9 protein-coding genes and 1 tRNA gene are annotated in these 17,222 nt (G+C 67.6%); 3 read left to right on the forward strand and 7 right to left on the reverse strand.

Annotation, left to right across the window (positions count from 1 at the left end):
* Nucleotides 1-23 precede the first annotated feature (23 nt).
* A complete protein-coding gene (locus ACVCMB_RS11105) occupies nt 24-2,741 on the forward strand; it encodes a zeta toxin family protein (RefSeq protein WP_447107161.1) in 2,718 nt (905 codons plus the stop codon).
* A 413-nt stretch (nt 2,742-3,154) separates the two neighbouring features.
* The gene (locus ACVCMB_RS11110; RefSeq protein WP_447106942.1) at nt 3,155-6,376 is read left to right on the forward strand and encodes a S41 family peptidase; all 3,222 of its coding nucleotides are present in this window, start codon (nt 3,155-3,157) and stop codon (nt 6,374-6,376) included.
* 663 nt (nt 6,377-7,039) lie between these two features.
* Here ACVCMB_RS11110 and ACVCMB_RS11115 read toward each other — a convergent pair.
* The 3 genes from ACVCMB_RS11115 to ACVCMB_RS11125 all read right to left on the reverse strand — a co-directional run bounded on the left by ACVCMB_RS11115 (nt 7,040) and on the right by ACVCMB_RS11125 (nt 10,807).
* On the reverse strand, nt 7,040-8,068 hold the full coding sequence (locus tag ACVCMB_RS11115; protein WP_447106943.1) for a hypothetical protein: 1,029 nt from the start codon (nt 8,066-8,068) through the stop codon (nt 7,040-7,042).
* Nucleotides 8,069-8,614: 546 nt separating this feature from the next.
* Nucleotides 8,615-8,691 (reverse strand) — tRNA-Arg (locus tag ACVCMB_RS11120).
* A 217-nt stretch (nt 8,692-8,908) separates the two neighbouring features.
* Complete coding sequence (locus ACVCMB_RS11125) at nt 8,909-10,807, reverse strand: M61 family metallopeptidase (RefSeq protein ID WP_447106944.1); 1,899 nt, start codon at nt 10,805-10,807, stop codon at nt 8,909-8,911.
* Between the two features lie 240 nt (nt 10,808-11,047).
* Between ACVCMB_RS11125 and ACVCMB_RS11130 the strand changes: the two genes are divergently transcribed.
* On the forward strand, nt 11,048-12,130 hold the full coding sequence (locus tag ACVCMB_RS11130) for a diguanylate cyclase (RefSeq protein ID WP_447106945.1): 1,083 nt from the start codon (nt 11,048-11,050) through the stop codon (nt 12,128-12,130).
* Nucleotides 12,131-12,135: 5 nt separating this feature from the next.
* Here the strand turns inward: ACVCMB_RS11130 and ACVCMB_RS11135 are convergent, their stop codons facing one another.
* From ACVCMB_RS11135 to ACVCMB_RS11150, 4 genes are all read right to left on the reverse strand, one after another.
* Nucleotides 12,136-13,680 (reverse strand): amino acid permease, encoded by a 1,545-nt coding sequence (locus ACVCMB_RS11135; RefSeq protein ID WP_447106946.1) that lies wholly within the window; start codon nt 13,678-13,680, stop codon nt 12,136-12,138.
* 391 nt (nt 13,681-14,071) lie between these two features.
* Complete coding sequence (locus tag ACVCMB_RS11140) at nt 14,072-15,337, reverse strand: sterol desaturase family protein (protein ID WP_447106947.1); 1,266 nt, start codon at nt 15,335-15,337, stop codon at nt 14,072-14,074.
* Nucleotides 15,334-16,065 (reverse strand): lysoplasmalogenase, encoded by a 732-nt coding sequence (locus ACVCMB_RS11145; protein WP_447106948.1) that lies wholly within the window; start codon nt 16,063-16,065, stop codon nt 15,334-15,336. Before ACVCMB_RS11145 ends, ACVCMB_RS11140 begins: the two co-directional genes overlap by 4 nt.
* A 29-nt stretch (nt 16,066-16,094) precedes the next feature.
* A complete protein-coding gene (locus tag ACVCMB_RS11150) occupies nt 16,095-17,168 on the reverse strand; it encodes a glycerophosphodiester phosphodiesterase family protein (protein ID WP_447107162.1) in 1,074 nt (357 codons plus the stop codon).
* Nucleotides 17,169-17,222 lie beyond the last annotated feature (54 nt).

The raw sequence follows: 17,222 nt of genomic DNA on the forward strand, positions 1-17,222 counted from the left end.
CAAAGAGCAAGCTGCTGGAGAAGATGTCCCACGATCACCCCAAAGCCGTCATCTTGGGCGGGCAACCCGGTGCCGGCAAAGGCGGTTTGGCTCGGACTGCCAGAAATGAATTGTTGGGTGATGTGATCAACATCGATCCCGACGAACTGCGCGACTACCACCCCCGCATCCAGGAGTTCCGCTCCGCCCATCCCTACACCTGGTCAAGTCACACGCAAGCCGACGCCGGCCAGTGGGCCGACGAGTTGCGCGAGGCGGCAGTGGCAGGGCGCAGGCACTTCATCTTCGATACTACGCTGAGCAACGGGTTATGGTCGGCCGAGCTGATCCGCGACCTGCAGGCCCAAGGCTACGACGTCGAGGTGCGGGTGGTGGCATCGCCCAAGCTGGAGAGCGAACTGGGCGTCGACAAACGGTTTCTGGACCAGCTCAATATCGACGGTTACGGCCGCCACGTCCCCGAAGGTGCGCGCGACGCGATCTACGACAAGGTGCCGGCGAGCCTGGACACGATCCACGCGGAGACGACCGCGCCCATCCGCCTCTTCGATCGTGAAGGCCGCGAACTTTACGACAGCCGCACCGATGCCCGCTCGCCGGGACAGGCGTTGATCGAGGCGCGCGAAGCGCGTCTGCACGATCCGGCGATCACCCGCAGCCTCAAACGCAGTTGGCAGGATCAGCGGCTGTGGCACGAGACGTTGCCCGAAGCGATCACCGACCACCCGAAGGTGGCACCGGACACGGCCCGGCGCCTGTTGATCGAGCGCGATGCCTCCAGGGTGGTCGAGGGCGTCCAGGGCAACCTCTCCCGTATCACCCATGTGGACTACACCACCCGGGTCCACCCGAACGTCGTCAAGGGATTGGGCTTCGCCAGCGCCGCCGCCGTCGTCTGGGACGCCACGACCACCGCGCGCCACACGGCCACCCTGCTGCAGCAGGACAACCCGACGGGCGCCGCCTCGGCGGTCGAGCATTTCGGCTCGCGCAACCTGGGCATGCTCGGCGGCGCACTGCTGGGGGCGCAAGTCCTGGGCGCGGCGGGGATCGAGTCCGGCCCGCTGGATCTGATCGTCGCCGGCGTGGGCGGCATCGGCGGGGCGGTTGCCGGCGACAAGCTGGCCAACTGGCACGACCAGCACAAAGTCCACAACCAGGCCGATGCGCAAGGCCATCGCTGGCACCACGACCCGCAACACCCGGAACATGGCTGGACGCGGGAGGTGCCCAACGGCGAGATCGGTTATGCGGCCAACCATCCGGTGGTCGGCTACGGCGTCATGCCCACGCCGGGCTGGCGCAGTGTCCGGGCCGATCCCACACTGGCTGCGCAACTCACGTTTCAAGCCAACAACACCGCGGTGGAACTGGCCCTGGCCCACCCGGCCCCACCGCGCGATCCATACACCCAGCCGGCCAGTGCGCAGGACACATCCAGCCGGCTTCCCGCACCATGGCAGCGCGATGCCGCCTCGGGAGCGTGGTCGCGCACGGTCACCGACGCCGTACTGGAGCACGGCCTCAAGAGCACGCACGTGGAAACCGCCACGCCGTCACGCACCGCCGCCCTGGATGCCGCCGCGCATGCCACCCTCGCCGACAATCTGGCGCACTCCCGCCGCGGCATCGCCGCGCGCTATCAGGCGATCTACGCGCAACGCGGCTGGCAACAGCTCGGCCCCCTGCCCGATGCGGTAACCGACGCACTGCATGCGCCCACGAACACGTTGGACGCCTCCGACGGCCATGCTTACACCCGCGACGCGCGGGGCCACTGGAGCACGCCGGGCCGGCTGTGGGGTCGGAACGCGGCCGAGGGCAACCTGCGCACGGAGCTCGATGCCACCGCGCAGCTGATCTCCACGACGTTCGCCATGCACGCGGCAACCCACGCCACGCAACAAACGCCGGCGCACGCCGCCGTTCCACCCATCCCGCCGCACCTGCACGACTTCCGCCATCCCGGCCACCCTCTGCACGCGAGCTACGGCACCCTGCTGCAGCATGTGCACGCGATGGAAGAGCGACTGCGGATGGCGCACGGCGAGCACAGCGAGCGGGCGGCAGCTGCGCTGCTGGACCGGCACAGCGCCGACCGCCTGGGCCCGGCGGCGCGGGTCGAGCTGCACGGCGAAGGCAAGGCCATGGCGATGCATCTGGTCACCAACGAGCGCGCGCCCGGGAACACCTACCTTACCGTCGAGCGCCGCACCCCGGTCAGCGTGTTCGACGCGGTGGCCCGGTCAGTCGACGACGCCAGCCGCGACTGGTCGCGGCGCGAACTGCCGCATCTGTACCAGTCCCCAGTGCGAGTGGCCGAGACGCCGTCGCGCGATCCGTCGTCGCTCGAACCTTGCGACCTGCGCCGCCCGGACCACCCGCGCCATGCCGCATTCGTCAACATGCGCGAACACGTCGGTGCGGCCTATGCCCAGTACGGCATCGCGCGCAGCGCCGATCAGCTCGATCGCGCCACCGCGGCCGTCATGCTCGATCGGCCGGTACACGCTCGCCAGCCGGACCAGGTGCAGCTGTTGCCCGGTCCGCAGACCGGCCGCATCGGGCCGGACAGCGGCGTGCTGACCCGCGACTCCTCATCGTTCCTGCCCTGCACCACGACCACCCACGCCGCGGCCATGCAACAGCCACCGGAGGCGATGTTCCGGCAGCTCGACCAGCTGACCATGCTGCAGATGCAACAGGCGCAGATGCAGCCGGCGCAGGCGATGGGGCGATAGGGAGGCCTGGACAAGCCTTTACTCGCCATTTTTCGCGAAAGCACACTGCCGTCCGGAATGGTTTCGCTGGCGGACACTGGAAGTATTGCCGCACAGCCGCAGCGTGGTCGTCGCCTGCAGCTCGACTCAGAGTTTGAACTCACCCTGTCGTCATTCCCGCGAAAGCGGGAATCACGGCACTGAGTAAGTGGCGCTCGACTGTAGAGCACCTCACCTTGCGCCATGGCGCTTTTTTGCGTCACGACACGAAACTGTTCCGGACGGCAGTGTGCTTTCGCCGGAATGACGGGCAGAAGCTTGCTCGGGCTTCTCCCGGTGAGGCGACAACGCCACCTCACCATGACCAATGGTGCAGGCGCCGGGCCGACGGCCGCCCCTACACTGGGCACCGGCCTTCTGCCTGGGGAATCCGTATGCGCCTGCGTGCCATGTTGTGGATGCTGTTGGGCCTGTTTGCCTTGCCGCTGCATGCGGCAGCGATGAAGGTGGCGCTGTCGCAGCCGTCGGTCTCGCCCGACGGCAGCCGGATCGCCTTTGTCGCCAACGGCGGCATCTGGAGCGTCGCCAGCCAAGGCGGTCAGGCGCATCTGCTGGTGGCCGACGACAACGGCAACGACAGCCGGCCGCTGTATTCGCCGGACGGCCAGCAGCTCGCGTTCCAGTCCGACGGCGGCGGCGAAGCCAGCGGCATCTACCTGCTCGACCTCGCCAGCGGCGTGGTGCGCCGGCTGACCTGGACCGACGGCGGCAACCAGCTCGATGCGTGGTCGCGCGACGGCCAGTGGGTCTACTTCAGCTCCACGCGCGACAACGTCGGCGGCATGGCCGGCGTCTATCGGTTGCGTGCCAGTGGCGGCACGCCGATGCCGGTGTCGCTGGAACGCTACCGCAACGAGTCGATGGCCGCGCCCTCGCCCGACGGCATGTCGCTGGCCGTGGTCGGCGGCGGCATGGGCGACTGGCAATGGTGGCGCCACGGCCGCAGCCACATCGACGAAGGCGCGGTATGGCTGCTGCGCGACGACGGCAGCCACACGTATCGCCGGCTGACTGCGGACGACGCGCGCGCCGAATGGCCGATGTGGGCCGCAGACGGCGGCACGCTCTATTACATGAGCGACCGCAGCGGCGCGGAAAACATCTGGCGGGTGCCGCTGGGCAGCGGCAGCGAGTCGGCATTGACCACCTTCACCGACGGCCGCGTGCTGTGGCCGAGCCTGGCGGCGAACGGCAAGCTGCTGGCGTTCGAGCGCGACTTCGGCATCTGGACGCTGGACCTGGCCAGCGGCCACGCCGCGCCGCTGACGATCACCCTGGCCGGCGCGATCCGCGGCCCGCAACCGGAACACGAGAACCTCAGCCACGGCTACAGCCAGATCGCATTGTCGCCGGACGGCAAGAAGCTGGCGTTGATCGCGCACGGTGAGGTGTTCGCCACCGACGCGGCCAAGGGCGGCCACGCGCGTCGCCTCACCCGCACCGCGGCGGAAGAATATGACCTGGCCTGGGCGCCGGACAGCCGCCGCCTGGTCTACGCCTCCAGCCGCGACGGCCACGGCCAGCTTTACCTGTACGACTTCGCCAGCGGCAAGGAAACCGCACTGACGCACGCCGCCGGCAGCGACACCGCGCCGCGCTTCTCGCCCGACGGCAAGCAGCTGGCCTTCCTGCGCAACGACCGCGAGCTGTGCGTGCTCGACATCGCCAGCGGCAAGTTGCGCAGCGTGGTGAAGGCACGCATCGACCTGCCGCGCCCACTCGACTCCGCCGCGCCGTTCGCGTGGTCGCCGGACGGGCGCTGGCTCGCCTACCTCGACTACGGCCCGCGCATGTTCCGCAACGTGCACGCGGTGGCGCTGGCCGACGGCAGGCAGGTGATGCTGAGTTCACTGGCCAACACCGACGCGGACAACGTGTCGTGGAGCGCCGACGGCCGCAGCGTGCTGTTCACCACCGGCCAGCGCACCGAGGAGGGCCAGGTCGCGCAGGTCGACCTGCTGCCGCGCACGCCGGTGTTCCGCGAGGACCGCTTCCAGGACCTGTTCAAGGCCAAGGCCGACGACGACAAGCGCAAGGGCAAGGGCAAGGGCAAGGATGGCGACCGCGCCGACGACAAGCCGCCGGTGAAGCCCGTGCGCATCGACGCCGACGGCATCCGCGAGCGGCTGAGCCTGCTGCCGGTGGGCCTCAACGTCGGCGCCGCGCAGATCAGTCCGGATGGCAAGACCCTGCTGCTCACCGCCGAGGTCGCCGGCACGACGAACCTCTACAGCTGGTCGCTCGACCCGCTGGCCAAGGAGCCGCCGGTCGCGCGCCAGCTCACCCACACGCCGGGCGACAAGCAGGACGCGCAGTTCAGCGCCGACGGCAAGCAGGTGTTCTACCTCGACGCCGGCAAGATCCAGTCGCTGGCGCTGGGCGACAAGGATGACGCCAAGCCCGCGGCGCTGGCCGTCGATGCCGCGATGGAAGTGGATTTCGACAGCGAGAAGCGGGTGGTGTTCGAGCAGGCCTGGAGCTGGTTGCGCGACACCTTCCACGACCCGGCCATGCACGGCGTGGACTGGAACGCGGTGCACACCACCTACGCGCCGCTGGTCGCCAACGCGGCCACACCCGCCGCGCTGTACCGCCTGCTGAACCTGATGGTCGGCGAACTCGACGCCTCGCACTCCGGAGCCCGCGCGCCGCAGAAGCGCGAGTCGATCACCGGCCGGCTCGGCCTGATGTTCGACCGAGCCGAGTACGAGCAACACGGCCGCCTGCGCATCGCCAGCGTGCTGCCGTTGTCGCCCGCCGCCGTCGCCGGCGGCATCGAAGCCGGCGACTACCTGCTGGCGATCGACGGCGAGCCGCTGGATGCCGGCAGCAACCTGGCCCAACGCCTCGCCCACCGCATCGACGACAAGGTCGACCTGCGCATCGCCGCCAACGCCGCCGGCACGCGTGCCCGCGAGGTCGCGGTCAAGCCGATCGACTCCGGGGATCTCTCCGAACTGGTCTACCGCGCGTGGACGGCGGACAACCGCGCCTACGTGGCCAAGGCCAGCGGCGGGCGCCTGGGCTACGTGCACCTGCGCGACATGTCGTATGCCTCGCTGCAGGATTTCTACAAGGACCTCGACGCGCAGAACGCCACCCGCGACGGCGTGGTCATCGACATCCGCAACAACTTCGGCGGCTTCGTCAACGCCTACGCGCTGGACGTGCTCGCGCGCCGCCCCTACCTCAACATGACCTTCCGCGGCTTCGACCAGGCCGAGCCGGCGCGCAGCATCCTCGGCCAGCGCGCACTGGAACGCCCCACCGTGCTGATCACCAATCGCGTCACCCTCTCCGACGGCGAAGACTTCTCCGAAGGCTACCGCGCGCTGGACCTGGGCAAGATCGTGGGCGAACCCACCGCCGGCTGGATCATCTACACCTCGGCCGGCAAGCTGATCGACGGCGGCACCGTACGCCTGCCCTTCATCACCATCACCGACAACCACGGCCAACCGATGGAAGGCCACCCTCGCCCGGTGGACATCCCGGTCAGCCGACCGCTGGGCGAATCGTTCCAGGGCAAGGACAGCGAACTCGATGCGGCGGTGCGCAGTTTGCTGGGGACGGTGGGTGGGGCGGGCACGAATTGAGACGGTGCTGTTCGTCGGAGGGCGGTAATCCCCCGGCAGAGCGCGATGCCCGGTCGCAGATGCTTGCTTCGCTCAAGGCGTTGAACGAAGAGTACCGGACACGCATCCTCGCTCAATGGATCGAGTCAAATCCCGGCACCCGGCTGGCGCATTGGTGGAAATATGACGCCCCTAGAGCCTCTCCTCCCTGTGCAGGAAGGTTCGCGGGAACCAAGACGGGCGCGAGGATGCCCGAACCGCGCCAGCTCATCTCCGGCGGTGGCGTACCGCTCCACGAAGCCACCGCCCATGGGCCAGCGTACCGCTACGGCATCCCGAACTGGTGTGGCGGTCCGGAAGCGCTCCGGTGTTCGAATCGCAGCACGCCTACCTGAAGCGACACGGCCTACTAGAGCCGGATGAGCGCAAGCCGCGCACCGAACCGCACCCGCACCCGTCGCGAATCGAACCGGCGCGGGCAGCAGCTAGCATTTTGCCGTAACCTTGCGCGGCGTTTGGCTGATCTTCAGTGAGCCGTCTCGCACTATCACCGAGTAGGTCTTGACCTTCACAGGCGAAGCGTTCTGCGTGGCTTTCGTTGCAACAGCACCAGTTCGCTCCGCGGTGCGCGGGGAGCGCACCGCACCGCCAGCAAAGACTGCCTTGCCGGAATTCATATACTGATTAGAATTCATCTGCATACCCCGTATGTTTGTGCTGCAGTTTTGGTTCGTTCAGCATCTCGAACCGTTCGCCTCGCTTAAGCACGCCGATGTGTGTCCTACCACCAACGACAGGGATGCCTCGCGCGAAGCGTTGCATACCCGACTGAATGTTGACAAGTAGCTCGACGAAATCTATCGCGTATTGTGTGGACAGGTTCCCATAGTCGATGTCAGCGGTCACCGAATCCCAAGGAAGCGTAGGAATCTGCTCTTCATGAACCTGAATATCTAGTCCATCGGGTAACGATACGCCTGCAGCCGTTATTGCTTTGGAAAGATCGTCGATCGTGTTCTCCCGCTGCTGCTTCATTGCCCGTGCGAGCTCACGAGAGACTTTATATTGCAGCAATCCATCAGATCCTCGCAGCAGACGTTCGACATAGTCGGCAGTCCCACCCCAGCAGACGCCGGTGTGTTGGTTTTCGGGGAACTGCTCCATCAAAGAGTCGGCCCCACAATCTATGCGGAAAATTCTTCCGCTTTCATCGTCTAGCCCATAGCCCGCGACAATGAATTGAACGGTACTGAAGTACTGAATATCGGGTAGCCCCGATCTATTAAATTCCTCATGCCATAATGCACACATAAAGTCCTTAAACGCCGCGGCTACACCTTCGACCGTGTTGAAGATCTTTTTCTCGGCGGTTATCTTTCGTCGAAAGCGCTTCGCTTGTTCAGCGATAGTTACGCCTCCGATAATAGCTAGGCCTGCAGTTACGGCCGCGACGCTAGTATCGTCGTCTTGGTAAAGGCAGAACATCTTATTCACGCCCCCAAGCACCGTTGTTGCCATTTGCTTGGTATTGTTTATGTTAAACCTAAGCAGGTTGTTGCCGTCCTCATCAATAACTGGCACACCGTCTTTATCAAGCACAAACAGACTATTCCCGTCGCGGTAGGGCAGAACTGCGGTTTCAACTACGCTCGAAATACTGTCACAACCCAGCACTATGCCGTCGTATGTGCAGAGTGCGATGTTAATTGTCATATTCCCTCCTTGGGTGTAGATAACACCTCATACGTAATGCGTGCTACTGATGCGTGCTTGTATCGCTGGTAAACCGGATAGCTTCTCCCTCGACGACAACGTGCAAGCGAGCCGCCAGCAAGCAGCTAATCAAAACCTTCATGTTGTCTCCCCTGTCCGGTCAGGCAGTCTACCTTCTTCTTCCAAGTATTCACCCGAAATGAACAGTCATGCTACCCATCTCGCATGGGGTATCGATGTTCGCCTACCTTCGCCCGCGCCCCGCGCCGATACCCTCGCCCCCGGCAGGCCGCTAGATTGGACATGCCCTGCAAGTCCGGCCACAAGCCGACGGGAGACAGGCGCGAGCCGACAACGGAAGTCAGGTGGAACCGAGGACCAGGGCAGCTTCTTCGACCATGCAGGCGTGTGCAGGAGGGCCGCGCGCTGCCCGACGCATACCCACATAGCGGCCCCGGCCCCGGATTGCGGTTTCGGTAAGAACCCACGGAGTTTCGTGACTCTTTCGTGAGTCGGAAGATATTTCGACGTAAGTCGCTGATTTAATGGTGCGCCCGGCGGGATTCGAACCCACGACCACCGCCTTCGGAGGGCGGTACTCTATCCAGCTGAGCTACAGGCGCATTGTGTGGCCGCGCGCGGGGGCCGGTAGCCGGACCGCGGGGAGCGGCAGTATAGCCGAGTTGGTTGCAGGTGGTCAGGCGGGTGGAACGGGGAAACATCCGGCGCGGCGAATGCCGTTGTCACGCGGCGTTGTGGCGCCCCGCTTCGGGCGTACCCTCATCCGGCGCTTCGCGCCACCTTCTCCCGGAGGGAGAAGGATCTGGCAAACGCATCCAGTCAGAGGGGTTTCAGCAGCTCGGCCAGGGTGTCGGGTTTGCTGGTGTCGCGGACCAGGTGCGGGTATTTCAGGCCGTCGTGGTAGGCGATGCGCACGGTCTTGTACTCGTCGAAGTTTTTCACCAGCAGTTCGATGGTGGCGTTCTTGTCCGTGGCCGCGGCGGTGATGGCGTCCTTGAGGTCGTCGGCGCCGTAGTCGTGGCCGTTGACGGCGATCACGCTCATGCCGGGGGCGACGCCGGCCTTGAACGCGGGGCCGTCCCACAGCACATCGGCGATGCTGCCGTCGTTGCCGATCGACAGCCCCAGCGAATAGGTGAAGTCAGCCTGGTGGCGGCGTTTCTCGGCGGCCTTCACCGCGTCGGTGGGCTGGTCGGTGTAGACCAGTTTCCAGCCGTGCGAGGCGATGCCGCCGGTCAGCGGGCCGTGGCCGTCCAGGCGCGTGCGCAGGTAGCCGGCCCAGTCGAACGGCGCAATGTCGTTGAGGGTGCCGACCACGTCCTCGAAGGTGTAGGTGTTGACGTTCCACTGGCCGCTGTCCATGCCGAAGAACGCGCGGGCGAAATCGTCGATGGAGCGCTTGCCGCGGCTGAGTTCGCGCAGCTTGCCGTCGACGTCGAGCCAGATCATCTCGCCGGCGGAGTAGTAATCCTCGCTGGCCTGGTAGTTGCGGTAGGGCAGCGGTGCGCGCTTGGCGATCACCGGGTCGTTGGTGGTGTCCTGCACGTTGCGCCAGCTGGCCAGGCCGGGGCGGCCGCGGTCGTAGGTGGCGGCGACGTAGGCCAACGTGTCGCGGGTATGCTCCTCGCTCCACAGGCCCGAGCGCGCGGCCATCACCTGGCCCCAGAACTGGGTCTGGCCTTCGTACACCCACAGCAGGCTGTCGCCCATCGGCACGTTGAAGGTGGGCGTGTAGAGATCGGCACCGCGGCGATACTTGCCGTCCCACGAATGGTTGAACTCGTGCGAGAACAGGTCGCGCGCGGCGACGTTCTTCTTCCACTCGGTGAAGAAATCGGCCGAGGTACCGTCCTCGCTGGAGCGGTGGTGCTCCAGCCCGTTGCCGCTCATCTTGTCGCTGAGCGAGACCAGGAAATCGTAGTGGTCGTAGTGGTGCGCGCCGTACAGCTTGTACATCTGCTGCACCAGGCCGCGGAACGCCTTGAGCTGCTCGGGCTTCACTTCGAGGTACTTCGGCGCGTCGGCGACGATGTCCATGTACACCGGGGCCTTGGCGCCCGGGTCGAGGTCCAGCCGCTTGAAATGCCTGCCGGCGTAGATCGGCGAGTCGACCAGGTTCTCGTAGTCGATCGGCCTGAAGTGGATCGTGTTGCCCTCGCGCGAGGCAACCTCCAGCGCGGTGCCGGCCTGCCAGCCGGCCGGCAGCGTCACGCTGGCCTGGGCCGGGATCCGGCGCGTGTAATAGCCGGCCGGGTACAGCGTCACCGCGTTCCACTGCAGGTTGAGCATTTCCGGCGTCATCACCACGCGGCCCTGGCGGCGATCCTGCGGTGACAGGTACTGGAACCGCGCCTCCACCTCGGTGGCCCCCTCCGGCACCACGACGTGGAAGGCGTAGACGTCCAGCGAATCGCGCGTCCACGGCAGGGTCTTGCCGTTGGCGGTGACCACCAGCCCGGCGAGCTTGTCGATCGGCCCGGTGGGCGAGTGGTTGCCCGGCAACCACTGCGGATAGAGCAGGGTCAGCGGGCCGGGCTGCGCCGGGATCACCTCGTGCACGCGGAAGATGCGATGGGTCACGTCGCTGGCATCCACGCTGATCTTCAGGCTGCCCTGATAGGGCACATTCTGCGCGGCCGGGACATCGGCGATCGCGCTGAAGCTGGCCAGCGCCAGGGCACTGGCGGCGACGGCGGCGGCGAGGCGGGTGAACTTCAAGGGCGGCTCCGGGATGATGGCATGAGGTGGCGTCGGTCTCGCCGGACGCGCGGGGAGGCGGCCGACATGAGATGGCGGCCGGGAACGAACGCGGGCCTTCGATGCTAGTGCGCGCCGTCGGCGACCACCCCTGCCGAAGGTCACGATCGCCGCGCCGGCATGGCCGCGAGGCGCATCCTGGCGTTGGCACTCATCGTGCTTTGCTCCACGCAAACCACTCCGGATATTCCGACCGCCGCCATGCCCGCCCCCACCGCCAAGCCACAACCCAGCGAAGACGCCGCGTTCCGCCGCGACTACGCCGGCTATCTGGCGCAGCGCATGGGGCCGATGATCCACGCGCTGATGGCGGTGGCGCTGTGCGCCTACCTGCTGGCGCTGGTGGTGCGCGGCCTGCTCGGCGCCACTCCGAACGAGTTGCTGTGGCAGCTGATCCCGGCCCCGCCGATGCTGCTGGTGATCATCGCCGCGCGGCAGTGCCGCGAGCCGCTGACCCTGCGCATGCTCGCCCTGCTGTGCGTGGTGCTGCTGCAGATCGGCATCAACCTCACCGGGTTGGGCAGCGCGGCCGGCGTGCGCCAGCCGCTGCCGGGCCTGCTGCTGCCGGTGGCCTCGTCGGTGATCTGGTTCGGCCGCTGGGATTTCCTGATCGCGATGGCGCTGTGCGCGCTGGGACCGCTGCCGATGCTGCTGCACCTGGGCGACGGCGAGCGCACCTTGCAGTACTCGGTGTACATGGCCATCTCGGTGTCGCTGGCGACGGTGCTGCGCGCGTTCATGGCGCGCACCCTGCTCGAACAGTTCAAGCTGGAGCGGCGCCTGCGCGAACGCGCCGAGACCGACGGCCTCACCGGCGTCCTGCTGCGCAACCGCTTCCTCGACCTGGGCCGCATCGCGCTGCACGAAACGCAGCAACTATGCCAGCCGATGGCAATGCTCTTTCTGGATGCCGACCACTTCAAGCGGATCAATGACGAATATGGCCACGCCGCCGGCGACGCCGCGCTGGTGGCCATGGCCGCGCGCTTGCGCACGCAGGGTCGTCGCCACGACCTGATCGGCCGCATTGGCGGCGAGGAATTCGCCATGCTGCTGCCCGGCGTGGACCTGGAGCAGGCGCTGCTGCGCGCCGAGCAACTGCGCCTGGCGGTGGCCGCCAGCCATCACCCGGGCGGACACCTGAGCGTCAGCATCGGCGTGGCGGTGTGCACGCCCGGCTGCTGCGACAGCGTCGAGAGCCTGCTGGCCCGCGCCGACCTGGCGATGCGCCAGGCCAAGCGCGAAGGCCGCGACCGCGTGGTCACGGCCCTCGCCGGCGCCTGAGCCGGTCAGGACCCGCCGGCGGCGAGCTTGCTGTGGCGCATGCCGTAGAGGAAATAGATCGCCAGGCCGATCGCCATCCAGATCACGAAGCGCCACATGGTGACGATGTCCAGCCCGCCGATCATGTGGAACTGGCCGTCGGTGACCCACGGCCAGCCGATGATCAGGAACAGCGAGAACACGATGCCCAGCGGCGCCAGCAGCCACAACGCGGGGGTGCGGAAGCGCCGCTCCAGCTCCGGCTGGCGGATGCGCAGGATCAGCACCGAGGCGCAGATCACGATGAACGCGGACAAGGTGCCGATGTTGACCAGCTCGGCCAGTTCGCGGATCGGCAGCAGGCCCGCCGCCAGCGCGGTGAACACGCCCAGCACCAGGGTCGGGCGGTGCGGCGTGCCGTACTTCGGATGCGACTTGGCGAACCACGCCGGCAGCAGGCCGTCGCGCGCCAGCGCGAACCAGATGCGCGCCGCGCCCAGCATGAAGGCGAACACCACGCTGGCGATGCCGCACACCGCGGCGACGTTGATGATGCCGCTGACCCAGTGCAGGTCGCGCGCGGCGAACACCGCGCTGACCGGCGCCGAGCTGGCCAGGATCATCTCCGAGCACTGCCCGGCGACCTCGGACGGATCCACGCAGCCGTTGTACGGCACCATGCCGGTGAGCACCAGCGAGATGGCCAGGTACATCGCCATCGCCACGCCCAGCGAGGCGATCACCGCCAGCGGCAGGTCGCGTTGCGGGTTCTTCGACTCCTCCGCCGCGGTGGTCAGCGTGTCGTAGCCGAATACCGCGAAGAACACGATGCTGGCCGCCGCCAGCATGCCGCTCACGCCGTAGCGCGTGCCGCCGGTGGCCGCCGCGTCGTGCACCAGCGGCGGGACGAACGGGGTCCAGTTGGCCGTGTTCACGTAGAACGCACCCACCACCACCACCACGATCACGCCGAGCACCTTGAGCGCCACCACCACCGTATTGAAGCGCGCGCCGACCTCGGTGCGTGCCACCTGCAGCGCGGCCACGCCCAGCGCCACCAGCATCGCGATCAGGTTGATGCCGCGCCCGCTGTCCGGATGCGCCGGGTCGTAGGCCGCCTGCAGGAACACCGGCAGGTGCAGGCCGGTGATCTGGGCGATCAGCGATTGCAGGTAGTTCGACGTACCCGCCGCGACCACGCCCACGATCAGCGCGTACTCCACCAGCAGGTCCCAGCCGATGATCCATGCGGGCAATTCGCCCAGCACCGCATAGCCGTAGGTGTAGGCGCTGCCGGTGACCGGGATCATGCCGGCGAACTCGGCGTAGGACAGCGCCGCGCAGGCGCTGCCGATGCCGGCCACCAGGAAGCTCAGGATGATCGCCGGGCCGGCGTTCAACGCCGCCTCGTTCGGCGCCAGCACGAACACGCCCACGCCCACGATCGCGCCCACCCCGATCGCGGTGAGCTGCCACACGCCCATGGTGCGGCGGAAATCCCGGCTGGCACCTGCCTCGGCCTGCAGTTGCGCGACCGACTTGCTGCGTATCAGTTTGCTGAAGAAACCCATAGGGTGCTCCCCTTGAAATCAGCGCACAGCATAACAAGTCGCGGGGGTCGGGCCAGGCGTGGCCCGGCGGTATGGCGTTTGGACGTCCAAATGGGTGCCGCACGTCCACACACCCTCTCTGCAAGGGTGCATCCGGTGCACGATGCGTTTGGCCGGGATTCGGGATTCGAAAAGACATCGACTCTCCCGAAACCGTTCGGGCTGAGCGTAGCGCCGCAGGCGCGAAGTCGAAGCCCCGCGCCAGCTCTGCCTTTCGAGTCCCTCGCTCCTCAGAACTGCAGCCATCCATGGCTGCTCCCCGCGTGCGCCGCTGCGCGGCTGCGCGGCTGCGCGGCTGCGCTCAGGGTGAACGGTGGAAGGAAGGCTTCGACGCGTGGGCGGGCGGTGCCGCCTACGGGTTGGGGGCGGCGTGCAGGGACTCGGGTGGGCGCAGGCCGGCCAGCCAGGGCAGCGCGACGGCGCTGGCGCCGAACAGCACGACGATCGCCGCGGCAACGCGTTCGTCGAGCGGGTCGACGCCGAACCAGCGGCCGAGCAGCAGCGGCACCACCGCGGTCAGCACGGTGCGCAGGCCCTCCAGCCAGAACGCGCGGCGACGGCCTTCCATCAATGCGCCGATCACGCACAGGCTGGCCACCATGTACAGCGCATAACCGAACAAGGTGGCGAAGTCCGCGTGCGCGGTGAGCCCCAGGAAATGCGTGGCCATGCCCAGCAGCAGGGCAAACTGCAGCAGGCAGTACGCGGCCATCGCCGGCGCCATCGGCGGGTCGTAGACGGCGCGATGGATGTCGTACGCGGGCTTGGGGAAGCGCGCGGCCACGTCGGCGGGACGCCAGCCGGGCCGACGGAACCACACCTGCAGCTTGTCGCGCCAGCGTCGCGCATGCCACGCATCGACCGCCGCCGCCCAATACACCTCGGCGTTCGCCCACAGCGGGTTCCAGCTTCGCAGCGGCGCGCGGGTGCCGTAGACCGGCCTGTCGGCGTCGTCCTCCTCGACGAAGGTGCCGAACAGGCGATCCCACACGATCAGGATGCCGCCGTAGTTGTGGTCGAGGTAGCGGTCGTTGGTGGCGTGGTGCGCACGATGGTTGGATGGCGAGCAGAACACGCGGTCGAACCAGCCCAGCTTGCCGACCTGCTCGGTGTGCACCCAGAACTGGTACAGCAGATCGATCAGCGCCACCGCCACGAACACTTCCAGCGGATAGCCGAGCAGCGCCATCGGCAGGTAGAAGATCCAGCCGAGCAGGCCGCCGGTACTGGTCTGGCGCAGCGCGGTGGAGAGGTTGTACTGCTCGCTCTGGTGGTGCACCACGTGCGCCGCCCACAGGATGTTCACCTCGTGCCCCATCCGGTGCAGCCAGTAATAGAGCAGGTCGTACAGCAGCAGCGCGCTGATCCACACCCACAGGCTGTGCGCCGGCAGCGCGAACAGCGCCAGGTGCTCGACGCACCACGCATAGATGCCCAGCGTGAGCAGCTTGGTGAACACCCCGGCGATCTGCGACATCACGCCCAGGCCGATGCTGTTGACGGTGTCGTTGCCGCGATAGACGCGCTGGCCGCGCACGCGCGCGACGATGAACTCCAGCGCGATCAGCGCGAAGAAGAACGGCGTCGCCCAGGTGATGATGAGCTCGGAGGTATTCATGCCGTCGATGCCTGCGTCACGCCCGCCATGCCATCGTCCCGCGCCACCGAGCGGGCGATGAACCACACCGCCGCGTAGTAGCTGCCGAGCACCCACACCGCGGCCAGCGGCAGCGCGCCGTGGAAGCGGTCCCAGGCCAGCAGGCTGTCCCCGAGCATGAACAGCGCTCCGCCGATCGCCGCACGCCGCGCCGGCCGCGCCAGCACGTCGCCGGCGTGCACCCAGGCGCGCGCCAGTGCCTGCGCCGCCATCGCCGCCAGCACCAGCGCATAGACCACCACCGCGCCGCGCAGCGCCGGCGGTATGGACGGCCAAAGCCACGCCAGGTTCAGCGCCGCCAGCAGCAGGCAGCCGAACCAGGCCAGCGGGCGCGTGCCCAGGCGGCTGTCGCCGAGAAAGCCGCTGATGAAGTAGAGATGGCCGATGAGAAAGGCCACCAGGCCGGCCACGAACAGATCCGCCGGCCACATCAGCAACACGTCGCCGAGCAGCGAACAGATCAACCCGACCACGATCCGGCGCCGATAGCGCGACGTGATCGGCGGCCACGCCAGCGCCGCGACGATCACCAGCACGGTGGCCAGCGGCTTGGCTATCCAGTGCAGCCATTGCCACGCGTCGGCGCCTTCGCCGAACGCGCCGCCGAGCATGGCGGCGAGCGCAGCGCACGCCACCATCGGCGCGAGGGCGCGGCGAAACGCGGGAGACGTGCTGGCGACAGTGGACATGGGCGACGGGCGTCGTGGCGACGACGCGATCATAGCGAGCTTTCGCCCTGCGCGGCCTGCACGAGCGCGTCGACCGCCTGCCGCCCGCTGGCCGGATCGTCGGTGAAGAACGCATCGATGCCGGCGTCGAGGTAGGCGCCGATCTGCGCGACCAGCCCGGCGCGGTGGCGCGCGTGCGGATCGTCGCCGCGGCGGAACACCGGGGCGAGGAAGGTGTTCTCCGGGCGGAACGTCCACGGATGCACTTCCAGCCCGACCGCGTGCGCGTCATGCACCAGGCGCGTCGGCGGATCGAGGCGGCCATCGGCGTTCCACGGGATGACCGCGCGCAGCTCCGGGCCGATTGCGTCGGCGTAACCGGCGACCTCGCGCAAGCCTTCCGCGGTCATCATCCGCGCGTAGTCCAGCGTGCCGCCGGCGGCCACCACGTCGTACGGCTGCGCCGGCGGCACGTCGAGCAGTTGCAGCAAGCGGACGTTCGGGTGCGCGGTGCCGAGCCGTTCGCGCAGGTAGCGCAGGTTGCCGATCTCGAAGGACTGGATCTCCACCGTCGCCGTGCGCGTGTGCGCATGCCCGGCGAGCGTGGCCAGCAGCAGGTCTTCCAGCGGCAGGCCGAGCGCGCGGAAATGGGTGCCGTGCTTGATCTCCGGCACGATGCCGATGAGCCGTCCGCAGGCGGCGGATTCGGCGGCGGCAAGCTCGATCACTTCCTCCAGCGTGGCGATCGGCAACTGGCCGTCGTGCGCGGTGCCGCGCAACTGCGGCAGGCGTTCGCGCGTGCGCAGCGTCTTCAGCTCGGCCAGGGTGAAGTCCTCGGTGAACCAGCCCGTCACCGCCACGCCGTCGATGTGCCGGGTCGCGCGGCGCGCGGCGAACTCGCGCCGCGCGCCCACGTCGGTGGTGCCGCCGATCTCGTTCTCGTGGCGCACCACCAGCACGCCGTCGCGGCTCATCACCAGATCCGGCTCGATGAAATCCGCGCCATCGGCGATCGCGCGCGCGTACGACGCCAGGGTGTGCTCGGGCTGCCATGCCGGCGCACCGCGATGGCCGATCACGCCGACGCGCGCGGCCAGCGGTTTTTCGCGAGGCGTGGAGACCATCGGCACGGCGCACTCCGCAACGGATCGGGAGGCCAGCATAGCCGCGCGTGGCGG

Source organism: Rhodanobacter sp. UC4443_H10 (assembly GCF_052978325.1).